Origin of the sequence: Paenibacillus sp. GM2FR (genome assembly GCF_002803325.1) — a bacterium.
Taxonomy (GTDB): Bacteria; Bacillota; Bacilli; order Paenibacillales; family Paenibacillaceae; genus Paenibacillus_AQ; species Paenibacillus_AQ lautus.
On sequence record NZ_MKZM01000008.1, the window covers coordinates 4240130 to 4255313 of the forward strand.

The 15184-nt window shown below is 49.4% G+C and carries 14 protein-coding genes and 1 pseudogene; 6 read left to right on the forward strand and 9 right to left on the reverse strand.

Annotation, left to right across the window (positions count from 1 at the left end; all coding sequences use genetic code 11):
* Window positions 1-158: 158 nt before the first annotated feature.
* Together PAEVO_RS19215 and recQ are read right to left on the reverse strand one after the other, a co-directional pair.
* Window positions 159-1931: a B12-binding domain-containing radical SAM protein gene (locus tag PAEVO_RS19215; RefSeq protein WP_100538983.1), complete on the reverse strand. Its 1773-nt coding sequence runs from the start codon at window positions 1929-1931 to the stop codon at window positions 159-161.
* A 51-nt stretch (window positions 1932-1982) separates the two neighbouring features.
* On the reverse strand, window positions 1983-3863 hold the full coding sequence (recQ, locus tag PAEVO_RS19220; RefSeq protein ID WP_100538984.1) for a DNA helicase RecQ: 1881 nt from the start codon (window positions 3861-3863) through the stop codon (window positions 1983-1985).
* Window positions 3864-4050: 187 nt separating this feature from the next.
* Here recQ and PAEVO_RS19225 point away from each other — a divergent pair, with 187 nt between their 5' ends.
* The 3 genes from PAEVO_RS19225 to speD all read left to right on the forward strand — a co-directional run bounded on the left by PAEVO_RS19225 (window position 4051) and on the right by speD (window position 6576).
* Window positions 4051-4833, forward strand: a complete 783-nt coding sequence (locus PAEVO_RS19225) for an AraC family transcriptional regulator (protein ID WP_100539516.1) — start codon at window positions 4051-4053, stop codon at window positions 4831-4833.
* An 89-nt stretch (window positions 4834-4922) separates the two neighbouring features.
* Window positions 4923-5384 (forward strand): SRPBCC family protein, encoded by a 462-nt coding sequence (locus PAEVO_RS19230; RefSeq protein ID WP_100538985.1) that lies wholly within the window; start codon window positions 4923-4925, stop codon window positions 5382-5384.
* Window positions 5385-5760: 376 nt separating this feature from the next.
* On the forward strand, window positions 5761-6576 hold the full coding sequence (gene speD / locus PAEVO_RS19240; RefSeq protein WP_100538986.1) for an adenosylmethionine decarboxylase: 816 nt from the start codon (window positions 5761-5763) through the stop codon (window positions 6574-6576).
* A 76-nt stretch (window positions 6577-6652) separates the two neighbouring features.
* Here speD and PAEVO_RS19245 read toward each other — a convergent pair whose 3' ends face one another.
* Both PAEVO_RS19245 and PAEVO_RS19250 read right to left on the reverse strand, forming a co-directional pair.
* Window positions 6653-8479 (reverse strand): helix-turn-helix transcriptional regulator, encoded by a 1827-nt coding sequence (locus tag PAEVO_RS19245; RefSeq protein WP_100538987.1) that lies wholly within the window; start codon window positions 8477-8479, stop codon window positions 6653-6655.
* A 65-nt stretch (window positions 8480-8544) separates the two neighbouring features.
* Window positions 8545-9126, reverse strand: a complete 582-nt coding sequence (locus PAEVO_RS19250; protein ID WP_100538988.1) for a sensor domain-containing protein — start codon at window positions 9124-9126, stop codon at window positions 8545-8547.
* 326 nt (window positions 9127-9452) lie between these two features.
* On the opposite strand from PAEVO_RS19250, the pseudogene PAEVO_RS34895 reads away from it, so the two are divergent.
* Window positions 9453-9530: pseudogene (locus PAEVO_RS34895) on the forward strand (rhamnogalacturonan lyase family protein); the annotation flags it as partial.
* A gap of 150 nt (window positions 9531-9680) precedes the next feature.
* On the opposite strand, the gene PAEVO_RS19255 reads toward PAEVO_RS34895, so the two are convergent.
* Together PAEVO_RS19255 and PAEVO_RS19260 are read right to left on the reverse strand one after the other, a co-directional pair.
* Complete coding sequence (locus PAEVO_RS19255; RefSeq protein ID WP_100538989.1) at window positions 9681-10487, reverse strand: MBL fold metallo-hydrolase; 807 nt, start codon at window positions 10485-10487, stop codon at window positions 9681-9683.
* A gap of 23 nt (window positions 10488-10510) precedes the next feature.
* On the reverse strand, window positions 10511-11116 hold the full coding sequence (locus tag PAEVO_RS19260; protein WP_100538990.1) for a winged helix-turn-helix domain-containing protein: 606 nt from the start codon (window positions 11114-11116) through the stop codon (window positions 10511-10513).
* Between the two features lie 304 nt (window positions 11117-11420).
* Here PAEVO_RS19260 and PAEVO_RS19265 point away from each other — a divergent pair, with 304 nt between their 5' ends.
* The gene (locus tag PAEVO_RS19265) at window positions 11421-11936 is read left to right on the forward strand and encodes a hypothetical protein (RefSeq protein ID WP_100538991.1); all 516 of its coding nucleotides are present in this window, start codon (window positions 11421-11423) and stop codon (window positions 11934-11936) included.
* Window positions 11937-12018: 82 nt separating this feature from the next.
* Here PAEVO_RS19265 and PAEVO_RS19270 read toward each other — a convergent pair whose 3' ends face one another.
* The gene (locus PAEVO_RS19270; RefSeq protein ID WP_100538992.1) at window positions 12019-12873 is read right to left on the reverse strand and encodes a VOC family protein; all 855 of its coding nucleotides are present in this window, start codon (window positions 12871-12873) and stop codon (window positions 12019-12021) included.
* Window positions 12874-13095: 222 nt separating this feature from the next.
* Window positions 13096-13539, reverse strand: coding sequence for an Rrf2 family transcriptional regulator (locus PAEVO_RS19275; protein ID WP_100538993.1), 444 nt, complete (start codon window positions 13537-13539; stop codon window positions 13096-13098).
* 428 nt (window positions 13540-13967) lie between these two features.
* Between PAEVO_RS19275 and PAEVO_RS19280 the strand changes: the two genes are divergently transcribed.
* Window positions 13968-14852 (forward strand): LCP family protein, encoded by an 885-nt coding sequence (locus PAEVO_RS19280; protein ID WP_347708120.1) that lies wholly within the window; start codon window positions 13968-13970, stop codon window positions 14850-14852.
* A gap of 135 nt (window positions 14853-14987) precedes the next feature.
* Here the strand turns inward: PAEVO_RS19280 and PAEVO_RS33890 are convergent, their stop codons facing one another.
* Window positions 14988-15152, reverse strand: coding sequence for a hypothetical protein (locus PAEVO_RS33890; protein WP_164817510.1), 165 nt, complete (start codon window positions 15150-15152; stop codon window positions 14988-14990).
* Window positions 15153-15184 lie beyond the last annotated feature (32 nt).

A 15184-nucleotide genomic window follows, 5' to 3' on the forward strand; every position in this document is an offset into this window, starting at 1 on the left:
CCCAGGATACCGTCCGTTACGATAACGAGGGGGGCATGATCACATTTTCAATCCTATCAGTCCTTACCTATCCCTAAACCTTGAAGAAAGATATTTTGCCAAAACGGACAAGCCGCTCGTTTCAAGTTCCGATAAAGGGTTGTCCTTCGCTTCCTCTACTATGCCTGCTTCGCTAACTCCACAGGCATGGTGTAGTACTGTGGCTGCCCTGTTTCGTTCTGCTGGTACAATACCAGCAGCATCGTTGCATGGTCGGCGTTGTCCGGGAATCCGGTGCCGCCCTGGATGGCATCGCTGAGGTTAAATGGCAGCACCTCGATCATCGCATGTTTCTGCAGATCGCGCTCCGTAATCCCCAGATCGGCAAAACCGGCGGATAGGGCCGCAGGTTCCTCAACGATTTTGCGAACATTGGCGGTCCACTGCGCTTTGTCCTGGGTATGATCCCACCATATTTTCCGCGGTTTATACTTATGGCCCAGGAAATAATCAAACTTCATCAGACCGGAGACAACGTCCATATGCGGGGTCTTCCGATCTTCAAGGAAAGCTGTTAAACGGGTGAACAGGTCCTCGAGCTGATGGCCGATTTTCTGCCAGCCCTGTCCTTCCCAGTAGTCGCCAAACTCTTGGAAGAAATCAAACGGCGACGTAAATTCATGCTTCATCAAATAATTCAGGGTATGGTCCATCCGGTGCGCATTCCAATACTTCTCCAGCACATCCTCCAGTCTCTTTAATCGGACGATATCCGAGAACGGAAGCACGTCGCTGCCCAGAATCTCATACGGAGCATGATCCATATAAGTGTAGTTATACTTGTCCGCATCGATCCGCAGCCCGGTTCCCCGCAGCATCTTCAAGAAGCCTAGCTGCAGTTCCTCCGGCCCAAGCGCAAATACGTCGTTAAACGTTTTGCGGAACGTATCGTAATCCTCTTCCGGAAGACCTGCGATCAAATCCAAATGCTGGTCGATTTTGCGGCTGTCCTTGATCATGGTCACCGTGCGCGACAGCTTGGTGAAATTCTGGCGACGCTTCACCAGCTCGTTTGTCGGATCGTTGGTTGACTGCACCCCGATTTCAAACCGGAAAATGCCGGGAGGCGCATTATTCGCCAAATAATCGAGCACCTCGGGACGCATGATATCCGCCGTGATCTCAAACTGGAACACGCAGCCGCCATGGTTTTCAATCAAAAACTCGAACATTTCAAGCGCGTAATCCCGCTTAATGTTAAAGGTGCGGTCTACGAACTTGATCAATTTCGCTCCGTTCTCGATCAGGTAGAGAATATCCGCCTTGGTCCGTTCAATATCGTAATAGCGAACCCCCACCTCAATGCTCGACAGGCAGAACTGGCAGCTAAAGGGACAGCCCCGGCTGGTCTCGAAATAGACCACCCGCTTCCCGAGATGCGGGATATCCTCCGGAAAACGATGCGGGGAAGGCAGCTCCGCCAGAATGCTCTTCGGTCTCCCGGGATTCACAATGACTTCGTCCTGCTTGCGGTAAGCTACGCCATAGACGAAATGATACTTCCGGTCACCTTCTATCGTTTGCAGCAAATGGTGGAAGGTCTCCTCGCCTTCACCCATGACGATAAAGTCGACATTGTGCAGCCGGTTCATCCAATACTCCGTATCGTAGGATACTTCAGGTCCACCCAGTATGATCGTGACCTCCGGCATAATCTTTTTCACGATGTCGATCACTTTAATCGTTTCTTCAATATTCCATATATAACAGGAGAATCCGATCACATCCGGCTTGCGCTGGAACAGGTCGGAGACGATATTCATCACGGGGTCCTTAATCGTGTACTCCGTCAGTTCGATATCGAAATCCTTCTCGCTGTATGCTTTCAGGCAGCGAATGGCCAAGGAGGTATGAATGTACTTGGCATTCAAGGTTGATAGTATGACTTTCATGGTAGGGTCCACTTTCCTTCTAAATTAGTTTCTGCCGGTTATGCCAGCCTATTATTCATAGTCGTACAAGTCGTCACCGACACTCGATGTGCCCTGACCATTCAGGAAGAATTCCAGGAACGGACGGCCGTATTTACGGAATTTCACTTCGCCGACCCCTTTGACATTCAGCATCTCATCCTCGCTTTGCGGGCAAACCACACTCATCTCCCGCAATGTTGCGTCGTTAAAAATGATGTAGGATGGCACATGCTCTTTGCTTGCCAGCTCACGCCGAATCAAGCGCAGCTGCTCGAACACCGTCTCGTTGACGGCTGACGGCGAATAATCGCGGCGGCTGCCGCTGCGCTGGCTGCCTGCGGCTTTGGAAGGACGCGGAACGCGCTGCATCACTTCGCGCTGCCCTTTTAACACATCGGCCGCCTCGCTTTGCAGTTTCACGACAGGGTATTGGCCTTCCGTCAGCGCCAGGAACCCTTCCGAGATGAGCACATTGATCGTCTCGGATATCTCCTTCTCGGTCCGATTCGACATCACGCCGTAGGTTGGAAGGCGGTCAAAGCCGTATTCCAGCACTTTTTTCGCCCGTGAGCCCTTCAGCACGGAGGCGACCATAGACACGCCAAAGCGTTCGCGCATCCGGTGGATGCAGGAGAAGATTTTCTGAGCATCCACCGTGATATCGACAAGCTCCCGGTCATCCGTGCAGGAGCTGCACGTACCGCAGGGCTTATCTTCGTGCTCTTCCCCGAAATAATCCAGCATCGCGCTGCGCAGGCACCGGGTGGTGTAGCAGTAATCGATCATCTGCTGCAGCTTCCGGTAGTCGTTCTGCTTGCGCTCACCCTCCTGGGGATTCTGTTCGATCAGAAATTTCTGCGTCATAATATCCTGGGCGCTGAACAGCAGTATGCACTGGCTGGGCTCCCCGTCCCGTCCGGCGCGACCCGCTTCCTGCACGTAGGACTCCATATTTTTCGGCATATTGTAATGGATGACATACCGGACGTTGGATTTATCGATCCCCATACCGAATGCGTTCGTTGCCACAATAACGCGAATATCGTCATAGAGGAAAGCCTCCTGGCTCTCCGCTCGCTCCGCGTCACTCATGCCGGCATGGTATCGCCCCGCAAGAAGCCCCTTGGCTTGAAGGCGCTGGCATAAATCATCCACCTCTTTACGAGTGGCGGCATAGATGATTCCCGGCTGGTGGGTATGCGAGGCCGCATAGTCCAGCACAAACTCCCGCTTGTTCTCACCGCGAAGCACCGACATCTCCAGATTATCGCGTCCAAGACCCGTCACGAACACCTGCGGCTGTTCCAGTCGAAGCAGACGCTGCATGTCCTCCATCACTTCAGGCGTGGCCGTGGCCGTAAAGGCTGCCACAATCGGACGGTTCGGGAGCCCTTTAACAAAAGGAGCGACCGAGAGATAGCTGGTCCGGAAATCATGCCCCCACTGGGATACGCAGTGCGCTTCATCGACAGCCACAATCGAAATGTCGAGACCGGCCATCTCCTCCCGGAACCAATCCAGTTCAAGCCGTTCCGGGGCGACATATAACAGCTTCAGTTCTCCGCGCTTGGCCGCACGTATGCGCTCGTTCACTTCCTTGCCGCTGAGCGTGCTGTTGATATAGGCTGCCGCCACGCCCGCTGTTGTGAGTGCATCCACCTGATCCTTCATTAAGGAGATCAAAGGCGATACGACTAACGTCAGACCCGGACACAGGAGCGCCGGAATCTGATAACAGATCGATTTGCCTCCGCCCGTCGGCATAATCCCGAGCGTATCCTGACCCGTCAGTAGACTGGCGACGATTTTTTTCTGGCCCTCCCGAAAATCAGGATAGCCGTAATATTTCTGCAGATAATCCCGCGCAGTATCCATATTCATCGATTCTCTATCATTTGTTTCCACATTCATGGATAAAAACTCCTTAATTCACCTTGGTTTTCCGTTTCGAAAAGCCTTCATCCTTTAAGTTTAACGGCCTTTCCATGAATGGGCAACCGAATCGGGGAAGGAAATTGCATTCGACAAGGAGAACTTCATAAATGTGGAAAAAGGCTTGCTATCATGTAAAGCCCAAAAAATGAAGTTGGTGATCCTAATGAATGACGCACATACCGAAGCCGTAAATCAAACCATTCAATATATGAAGGAGCATCTGGACGAGCCCATGACGACCGAGCAGCTCGCCGATCTAGTGGGATATAGCCCCTTCCATTTCTCCAGAGTATTCAAACGAGTAACCGGCATATCGCTCAGGCAATACCTGTCCGCGCTCCGGGTTGAATCCGGCAAAATTGAGCTCCTTCAAAGTCCTTCCCTGCTTGTAAAAATCGGAATGAGCATCGGTTTGGCAAGTCCAGGCACCTTCAATACCCGCTTTAAGCAGTTTGTCGGTCTGTCTCCGAAAAGGTTCCGCTCCACCACCGAGTCCCTGCATCGTTACGTGAATCAATATGAGCATAAGCCATTAGCCTGGGCAGAGGAAGAAAGACATGCTCTGCCCAGAATACATTGCCGGATCGAAGCTCCCGAGGCATTTCGCGGCATGATTTACGTCGGTCTGTTCCCAAGACCCGTGCCTGATCAGAGGCCTGTTTCCGGTACGGCTGTCAATAAGAACCGAACCTGTATCCTAACCGGCATTCCAAACGGCACGTATTATATGCTGGCAGCGGGCATCCCCTGGAGCCTCAATCCACGGGATTATTTTCTGCTGGGCAAATCCTTGCGCGGCAAGCTGGAGGATCCTGTCCATATCGACGAAGGAACCGATCTCGCCGTGAAGATTACCTTGCGCGAGCCTCTGCCCTACGACCCGCCGATTGTTGTCAATCTGCCTTTGCTCTTGTTTGAGAAGGATCGGAATAACAGCGCAAGGTAGAAGAATTTTTGAAGCCCATGTCCATTTATAATGGAACTGCAAGAAGCATTATCCGAAAACAATGAGCGCTAAATGATGGAGGAATACATATGACCATTGTTCAAGAAACCGTGATTCAGGCCGATGTGCATCTACTCTGGCGAGCATGGACGGAGTCTGCGAGGATAACCGAGTGGTTTGCGCCGGCTGCGGAAATTGAACCGAAGGCGGGCGGGAAATTCGAGCTTTATTTTAACCCCGCCAATCGTGAATCGATGTGCACCGCAGGTTGCATCCTTTTGCAGTATGACGAGCCGCATATCCTCGCTTTTGAGTGGAAAGGACCCGATCCCTTTGCGGAAACGATGAATCAGGGGAATTTGACCACGGTCAAGGTGTCTTTTAGACCTGAACAGGACGGCGGCACGAGAATCACCTTGGAGCACACGGGCTGGAAGGATACCGAGGCGTTGCTGCAAGCCCGGGAATGGCATGTGGATGCATGGAGAGGCATGCTGGCCAGCTTAAAATCCAACATGGAATCCGGTGAAGGCATTTTATGCTGCCAATAAAGCAAGGTCTTTGATACCCCGCAGCCCTGCCCTCCCGGTTTATACAGCGCGATCCGGGACCCTTTTAGCAATATGAACGAACTACTGGAATTCGCGGAGTAATCGTGACGTTTGGGAAGCATGATGGTTATCGGTAATACAGATCCTATAGGGAAATATGAAGGGACATGCTGCATGCGCAGGATGTCCTTTTCTTGTTTTATATTCCGAGTCTTGTCTCTATCATTCCAGAACCATCTGTTAATGTTGAACCCGATGCGGGTAAGAACATATTAATGTTAACGCAGAAGGCGACGCGCGGGCAGATTAGGAATCGCCGGTTTCGGAAATAATAGGTACTCGAACTGATATATTAATGACACAAGGGGACATTCATATGGATATGACACCAGAAGAACGCGTTACCCTGCACGGGTTTAACAACTTGACGAAATCGCTCAGCTTTAATATGTACGATGTCTGTTATACGAAGACCCGAGAAGAACGAGAAGCGTACTTAGAATATATTGATGAACAATATAATGCGGATCGACTCACAAAAATATTGAGCCATGTGGCCGAAATCATCGGAGCCCATGTCCTGAACATTGCCAAGCAGGATTATATCCCGCAGGGCGCCAGCGTGACGGTGCTGGTCTCCGAGGGCCCCGTCGTGGAGGTGCCGGAGGAATCCTATGACGAATCGCCGGGTCCATTGCCGGATAACGTGGTGCTGCAGCTGGACAAAAGCCATATTACCGTCCATACGTATCCGGAATTCCATCCGGACGAGGGGATCAGCACCTTCCGGGCTGATATCGACGTGTCGACCTGCGGGGAAATCTCCCCGCTCAAAGCCCTGAACTACCTGATCCACTCCTTTGATACGGATATTATGACGATCGACTATAAAATTCGGGGCTTCACGAGGGATATTCATGGGCACAAGCTGTTTATCGACCATGAGATCAGCTCCATTCAGAACTATATTCCAGACGAAGCCAAGGATTTGTTTGATATGATTGATGTCAACGTATACAAGGAAAACATCTTCCACACCAAATGTAAGCTGAAGCAGTTTGATCTGGACAATTATCTGTTCGGTTACACAAAGGATAAGCTATCCGATGCCGAGCAGCAGAAAATCACCGAGCGCATCAAACTGGAAATGGACGAAATTTATTACGGCAAAAACATGGACCGCAGTTACTGATGATGGACTCCTGATGGGTTTTCATCAACATGTGCTTCCATAGAGGGAACATAAATGAAATAAAACCAGGCTGGGCTCATAAGAGTCCGGCCTGGTTTGCAACTTCTACCGCTTCGTCCCGGTTGCGGACGCCCAGCTTGGCATACAAAGTCGAGGCATAATTCCGCACAGTCCCGTCTGAGAGATACAATTTCATCGCAATCGCCTTGTACCGCAATCCTTGGGAGAGATACTTCAGAACCTCAATCTCCCTTGGTGTCAGATCATATAACTTCAGAAGTGGAGAGGACGCTGGATCGGCTTCGATTACAGATGCTGAGCCACCCTCTTCCTTCATGAAATCGCCCGCTTCCCCATCGAAGAGCTTCGCCGAAATCGCCGGATCCATCAAGGTCCCCCCTCGATACACGATTCGTATGTTCTCGGCAAGTTCACGCGGCTCCATCGACTTCAGTAAATAACCGTCCGCTCCGCCTCGCATGGCTTCTACAGCTTTGCCCCTCTGCTCAAATGTGGTGAATATGATAATCTTCACTAACGGCCAACGTTGTTTGATCAACCTTGTGGCTGTAATGCCATCCATCACGGGCATCTCCAGATCCATCAGCACCAGCTGGGGGTTTAGCTTCTCACACATGTCCAAGGCATGTTCCCCATGTTCTGCACGTCCTACCACCTCAAGGTCCTTCTCCGATTCCAGAATAATGCCAAGACTCTCCCTGATAAAAGGTTCATTATCCACCAATATAAGCCGGATGACTTCATCTGCAGGCTCCGAAATTCTAGGCAAGCTGCAGGTCACGACGGTTCCTGCCTCAGGAGTCGAATAAACCGATAATTGGCCTTGATGGCGATAGGCCCTTTCCTTCATGGCGCTTAAACCGAAACCTTCCTGGATTTGCACGCTTCCACTGCCGTTATCCAGAATTTCAAGCCGGGTCTGCTGCAATTCGAATTGAAGCACGGCGTCAACCCTCGTCGCATTACCGTGACGCACACTATTCGTTAAGGACTCCTGAAGACAACGGTAGAAGGTCATTTTGGCCTGCCGGGATACCGGGTACTCTTCACCAAGCACTCTAAGTCCTACCTTTACCCCGGTATTGCGCTCGAAATCCTCTGTCACCTGTCTCAGTGACTGCACCAAGGGAAGCTGCTCTTGCGGTGAATCCAGCTCATGCAAATACCCTCTGACCTCATCCAGGCTTCTCCGCGTCAGTTCCAGCAGATTGGACAGCTTACGCTGAGCTGCTGCATCCGTTTCCGTAGAACGAAGCGTTTCCAAGCCCATGATGACCGCAGTATACGTATGGCCCATCGTATCATGCAGTTCCTTGGACACGCGTTCCCGTTCTTCCAACAGCGTGACCCGCTCGACCTGAGATAAATACTGCTCCAATATCGTATTATGTGTCCGAATCATTTCGTTCTGGCTGTAGTTGGCCATCAACAGATGAAAGGCAAATCCTAATGCAAACGCAAAAGCAACATGCTCGATCATCAGTATCAAATCCGTTGACGGGGCATACAGCTTGATCAGTATTGGAACCAAGATAGCCGCAAGGGGGCCTGTCCATCTGTACGTCGTTCCATAGCTGTTCGCAGCCATCAGAAAAGCCGGAATGATAAACGACAAGTAGGCCCCCGGGAATAAGGAAGTCAAATAAACGGCGATTCCGCCTGATAGTAAGACCTCGGTGATCAAATATGCTTTATGATTCAGAAGCAGGCACAACCAGGGTATCGAGAAGGCTGCCAATTCCCACATGACGACGATCCATAACGCTACGGTAAACTGGTTCCTGAACTCTATACATGTGATGATCAGGGAGATGCAGCCCATCATGCGAATTAAAAGCATCGCCCAGTCGTACCACTTCCATTGTTTCACTATATCAAACAAAAGCTTTCACTCCCTGCAGTTCCTTCACGGTTCCTCCCTAATATGACACGGCCCCAACAGTGTGTCTACCTCCAAACCGAAAACATCCACTGCGTGTACCGGCCTGTCCATCTCGCCGCTCCCTTAGCCGCCCATGACCCTGCATAAGCAAACAGAAGGCCGACTCCCATCATAAGCAGGGACTTGGGCAAGGTATCGATGCGAATATGTCCTACGTTGATATCCGCAAAGGAACTGATACATGGGGCCAATATCCATAGAATGGGAACGATAAAGAAGATAACGGCACTGAACAAACTAGCGATGCCAACGATAAACTTCAGCATGAGCACCGATACGGCTTTCCAATTTCGGATGTCGGACAGCTCCACTTTAGCCTGACTCCAGTAGGAGCCGGATGATGTTCTCTTCATAACAGGTTCGATCGTTATGTCCGTATAAAACTTCGCCTGAATCCGATCGTAATTCATGAAGGTCCGTGACGTTCGCATGACAAAGGTGAGGACCGGTATCCCGATCAGGGTGAAACTCATGCTGAAGCCAAATACAAGGCCTACAAGATAGTAGCAAAAGTAAAACACTCCAGTTCCAAAAGTCAGCATCAAAAAACAAAAGTTTAGCAGGTACTCCCTCAGCCATTTCTTCATAGATTAGACTCCTTTCATGTCTTATGAACTTGATATTTCTGTATCCTACTGCACTCGTTGTCATGTGCAACAGTGTCAAAATGTCATATGACACGCCTTCCCAAAGAAGTGACCGAATGTTACTGCCCGATATGACACACCATCAGCCATACTGTGGGAGATCAAGCCGTTCGCTAATTGCTCGGAGTTCCGGATGAAGCATGGGGTCAATAAGCCCTGTACCCATCGGTGCAAGGCTTATTGAACTTCTCTTTTTTATGTATGGCTACCGGAATAAACTCTGTTTTTTTGTATGTTGTCATTCTCTAATGTTCCATACAATGAAAGTTTTCGGTGATTGGAGAGAAGAACTGGTGGTCCGGACCACAGACAGCTCGGCCCTCCGGATCTACCTGAGCACCGAGCGCGGATGGATTTGTCGTACCACGCCGAGATGCTCATCAACATGTGGAAGTAGCTTATCCCCTGAGAGAATCGTTTTTGCGTAAAAAAAGCCGCCCTCCGGATCCAGATTACTTCGGATCTGCAGGCGGCTCTTTCTTATGACGGTGCTATTAAAATTGAACCGAAAATCCGTTGAACCGGTGAATGCCCGTTCCAAATCGGACAAGGTCTTTTTCCCGCAGCTCTCGAACCGCCTCTTGAACCACGGCCAGCAATGCCGGGTCCAGTCCAAGTGTATTGTGAGAACCATAAATTCGCTTTACGCCACCGAGATTCGCGATCCGTTCCAGTGAGTTTACGAGATCCTCCGGACTTGTCGTTGGATAAAAAGCATATACCGGCGTCTCATCATACAATAAATCCCCTGTGAACAAGTAACCTCGGTTTGTATCCAATACCGCGATATGCCCGGGAGAATGGCCCGGTGTGTGGTAAATGACCAGACTTCGTCCGCCAAGCTCGATGACGTCTCCATCCCGAAGCAGGCCGGTCGGCTGCCCCTGATAAGGGGTATAGGTTGCCGGATCAAAGGAAGCTGGTACCGGCCTCGTGATATCGCGTGATATGTCCTTGCGGATTTGTTCAATGGAAAGCTTCTGAATGCCGCTGACGAGCCAGTCTTCCTCAGCCTCATGCACATAAATCTCCCCGTACTGCCCATGACCGCCGATATGATCTGCGTGAACATGCGTGGTTAGCACGATCATAGGTAAATCCGTCAGCTGATCCGTCATCCGCCTCATGTTGTCGATGCCGAGGCCCGTATCGATCAATGCAGCACGCTCGTCCCCTATCAACAGAAACGAATGCACCTTCTCCCAATGTCCGTATTCACTGATTGCAAACGTGGCTTCATCCAGCTGCGATACGGTAAACCATGCATCATCGATAACGACGTTATATTGATTATTCTCCATATGTACTACTCCCCCATCAAGGATTATCGAACGGTGATATCCTCCTGATCATCTTGAAATGCGATCAACGACATATAGTAATTCTTTTCTTCTGCGGACAAAGGCGTACTGCCTGTTTCGGCCGTCTCCATCGTGAAGTGTTTATTCATGAGCTGCTTGAACTCGTCCACAAAAGCATGGAAGCTCTCCTTTGTTGCATGAAAGCGGTAGGTTCCCGCAATGTTTTTCCTGTGGTGTTCGCTCGCGCTGTTCAAGGTAAAAGAGGAGGCCGGTGCGTTCTCGATTTTCGTCCGGGTAACCTCGAGCGTCTCCATAAATACCTGTCTGGACGTTTCCACCAAATCCAGGCTTGGCAGCAAATGATCCTCCGGTATGAAGCGGCTTGCGACGGCACGATAGTATTTCTGCACGATACCGTTCTTCTCTTCCTTCCGCACCACATGAATGATGCCGTGCTTCTCCAGCTCCTTCAGATGAAAATAGATATTGTTCCGTGTAATGTCCAGTATCTCGGCTAGCTGCTGTCCAGTGTAGGCATCCTTCACGAGATTCATCAGTATCTTAGTACGCAGTGGATCGGCAATCGCTTTGAGCTGTTCATGGGTTTTAATTTTATAGATACCCGTCATTTTTATTTTAACACCTCCATATATTTTACCGGTAAATTTATTTTTACTGTTATTCGTGTTCATCCTATCATGACTTTTACCCGTGGGTCAATCTTGCTGCTCCTAGGATTTTTCGGTTCTACGCAAATTGGAAATCGAGCGTGGGTCAACATGATACGATTAAGGCAATACTGTTATAAAACGAAGGAAATCACGCGGAGAGATCGCGGCTCATAGGCCCAGTATGTTGCCCTTCAACACCTGAATTGTGATATATTATTCCCAATCGTATGTATGTCATTATGATGTTCAAAGGATGTGCCTCATGTTTGACCCGACAATATTCGAAAATTTAAAGGTTGGCATCGAAAATGCGGTCTACGACCTCGACAACCTCGATGAAATCATTCGTGTTACCGATCGAAAGGATCTTCTGGATATGGCGACGTTGTCCAGAAGTTTTAGCCTCCGGTTCGAGCTGGCTGCGCAATCCACGACTTCGGCCGAAATTTGCCTGGAGACCGGGCTCCGGGATTTGGCGGCCGAGATTTTGGAAATTCCGGAGGGTCAGCCGGCCTGCGAGCTGAAGCTCCGCTTTCATAAAAACATCGCTGATGCTTCCATAGCTTGTCCGGCTATCACCAAGATCATAAAGGAGATATGGAATCCGGAGCTTCCGCCGCTGCAAACGTTACGGTACACCTACAGCGATGATCCGGCACCGCTCCACAACACGATCGAGCTTCGCTTTCCCCGCAGGATCAACGAAGAACAGATGGGAGATATCCCGAATATATTGGAGTTCATGCTTCGGACGCTGGAGGAATTAGACCGGATATAATTTCCTTGATAAAGATAACGGATAGCTCATAAAAATAGCCTGCCCGCTAACATAGCGGACAGGCCTCTTCGACTTTTATTATTTAAGCAACAACCAATCGGATCCAGATATCCGAGGGATCTTGAACGGCCCAGACACCATCGCGCTGCTCCAGACGCAGCCCCGCCTCATGGATACGGCCGGTTACCGCCTCAAGCTCCTCATGGCTCGGAAGCTCAATCGTATAATCTTCCATACCCGCAGCGCTCCGTGGAGTGTTCGGTACACCGAGTCCTGCCCAAACATTGAGCCCGATATGGTGATGGTATCCTCCTGCGGATATAAACAACGCAGCGCCTCCATAATGGGCTGTCAGCTCAAAACCCAGAACATCGCAATAAAATACGCGGGCATCGTGCAGGTCGGACACATGGAAGTGTACATGCCCGATAACGGTCCCTTCAGGAAGTCCATACCATTCCTTGTCCTTGGAGAGAGCCAGCAGCCCCTCAACATCAACAGGATCCGTGGTCATCACATATTCTCCTTTGGCATCACGCTTCCAGGTATCCCTTGGTCGGTCGGCATAAATCTCGATGCCGTTTCCGTCCGGATCATTAATGTACAATGCTTCGCTGACCAGATGATCGCCTTGGCCGACAGGAATGTTATGCGCGATCAGGTTGGCAAGCGCAAGCCCGAGCGATTCCCGATTCGGAACCAGGATCGCAAAATGGTATAGACCTGCCGTCCGGGTCTGCGGTCTTACCAAATCATGAATCTCCTCTACAATCAGCAGCGGCTGCTTCCCGTCTGCCGTCAATTCGGCAATACGGCCATGCTGGCGAAGCATTTTCAAACCGACGACTTCCGTATAAAAGCGTACGGATTGTGCCAGATTACTGATCCGCAAAGAGACCGGTCCGAGCTTTGTGGATGGATGTATAATAGCTGTCATATTCTCACTCCTTGAATTGTTGTTTGTTTTGTTCATTACATATATTCAGGTCAACGAGAGGCTCAACTTGTAATCAAATCAGTTACATCTTACTTGTAATCATTATAGTTACAGGACGGCCTCGTTGTCAAATCCAGTAATTTACAGGTGAACCAAAGTGTCTCCAATGGTTGGCCAAAAGAAAACGCCCATCCTACATAGGATCGAGCGTGTGATTTTCGCTTATTCATTTGATGTTTCATTCGCAGAGGCATAAATTTTCCGGACGATTTCTTCCAGATCCACCTCATGCAGCGTGTTCTCCATGGCCTTCTGGGCGGCTGAAAAAACCGGAACGATCGCCGTTTGAATATGTTTGCCAACAGGACATTTCGCGTCTGAATTCGCATGAATGCCAAACAGGGAATCCTCCTGCACAACATGAACGGCATGATAAATATCCAGCAGCGTAATCTCGGACGGATGCTTTGCCAGCTTCGCTCCCGCTACGCCAGGTTTAACCTCGACCAGGCCCGCTTTGCTCAGCATGCCTACAATGCGCCGGATAACCACCGGATTCGTGTTCACACTCTCCGCAATATAATCTGAGGTACTGACGCCAGCCTTATTCATCTCCAGCACGGAGAGAATATGAATGGCCACTGCAAATCGGCTGCTTATGTTCATGTGACCCCTCCTGACGGACCAAATCTTCAGATGATTAGCATGTAACCATCATAGTTACATTAACCCCTAAAGTCAACGGTGAAGCCGCTGTCCTATAACCCAAAATCAGGTGTTACATATACAAATTTCAAAATATATGGGATATAATGTAATTTTATGTTGATTTTCCTGAGTTTTTCACTATAATTATCACAAATGTATTGGTAAATTAACCCTATTTAAACATAATCCAGCATCCCTGCATGATCCCAAAACATTCAAGGAGGAAATCCATGGATCCCAGCCAAAATCGAAACGAAACGTATCCTATCAGACGTCCTCGAAAATCTAAACACCATATCAAACTCAAAAAATGGATAGGAATATCCTTATCTATACTGATTCTCTTAGGCGGACTAGGTTATATTTTCAGAAAAGAATTGTCCTGGATGGTGTTTCATGCTTTTTTCGCGAAAGATATCAAACATACGCTGGACCGGTCCTACAAACCTGTTGACAATCCTGATTCGTCCGAGCCTGTTGCCGAGGCAACGAAACCATTCTCGGTCTTGCTTCTGGGCGTTGATCAACGCGAGGACGAGCCTGCCCGCTCCGACACGATCATCTACTCTGTCATCCGGCCAGACCTTAATAAAATATTGCTCGTCTCCATTCCCAGGGATACATACACCGAAGTCATCGGCAGGGGAGTCACCTCCAGAATCAACTCCGCTTACGCCCACGGCGGCGCCAAAATGGCCATTGATACGGTTGAGCATCTGTTTCAGCACCCTGTCGATTATTATGCGGCCATCAATTTCTACGGATTAACGGATATCGTCAATGCGTTGGACGGGATTAAACTCCCCATCGATAAAGTCATCGAGAACAAGAAGGCGAGTCACATCAAATTGCGGATCGAGCCCAACAAGCCGATTTACGATGGCACAGATGCATTAAATTATGTCAGATACCGGGAAGATTCGGATTTCAACCGCACCATGCGTCAGCGCATATTCCTCAACTCCTTAATGGATCGGGTATTCGAATTGAAAAATATAACGAAAATCCCGGAGTTGATTCATATCGGAGGCGGCAATCTTACGATGGACTTAAACTCCGATTTCATTCTCAATCTGGCCGAAAACCTATTTTTTAATGACTCCCCACCTACATTTGAGAATTACATGCTGAAGGGAAAAGATTTAGTGATCCGCGGCGATTACTTCTATGATCCGGACGATTCGGACATCCGGTATATTCAAGAACTGCTCGCCAACTGGTCTGATGAAGAGACCAAGCTGGAAGATTTGATGATCCCAGCTGCGAAGTAAAGCTCATCACTCCAGGCTAGGTGAATCGCCTGACTAGAAGGTGAAGTTGATATAAAAAAAGCCGATCCATGATAAAAAACCTCTCTTTCGCGTTCCACGAAAGGGAGGCTTTTTAACGAATACCATCTGCTCCATTTAGAACATCGGAAATACGTATTTGATAAGGAAATACAAGAATCCAAAGAAAATAATCAGATAAGCAACATACTTAATCAACGTAGATGCTACCCTGCTGGAGTCGTTACGCTCCTCGATATTACGGGTCTCGATCTCCACGTCTCGGTCACGCTGCCTGCTCATAGTCTCCACCTCCATCCGATTCTTTTAGTTGC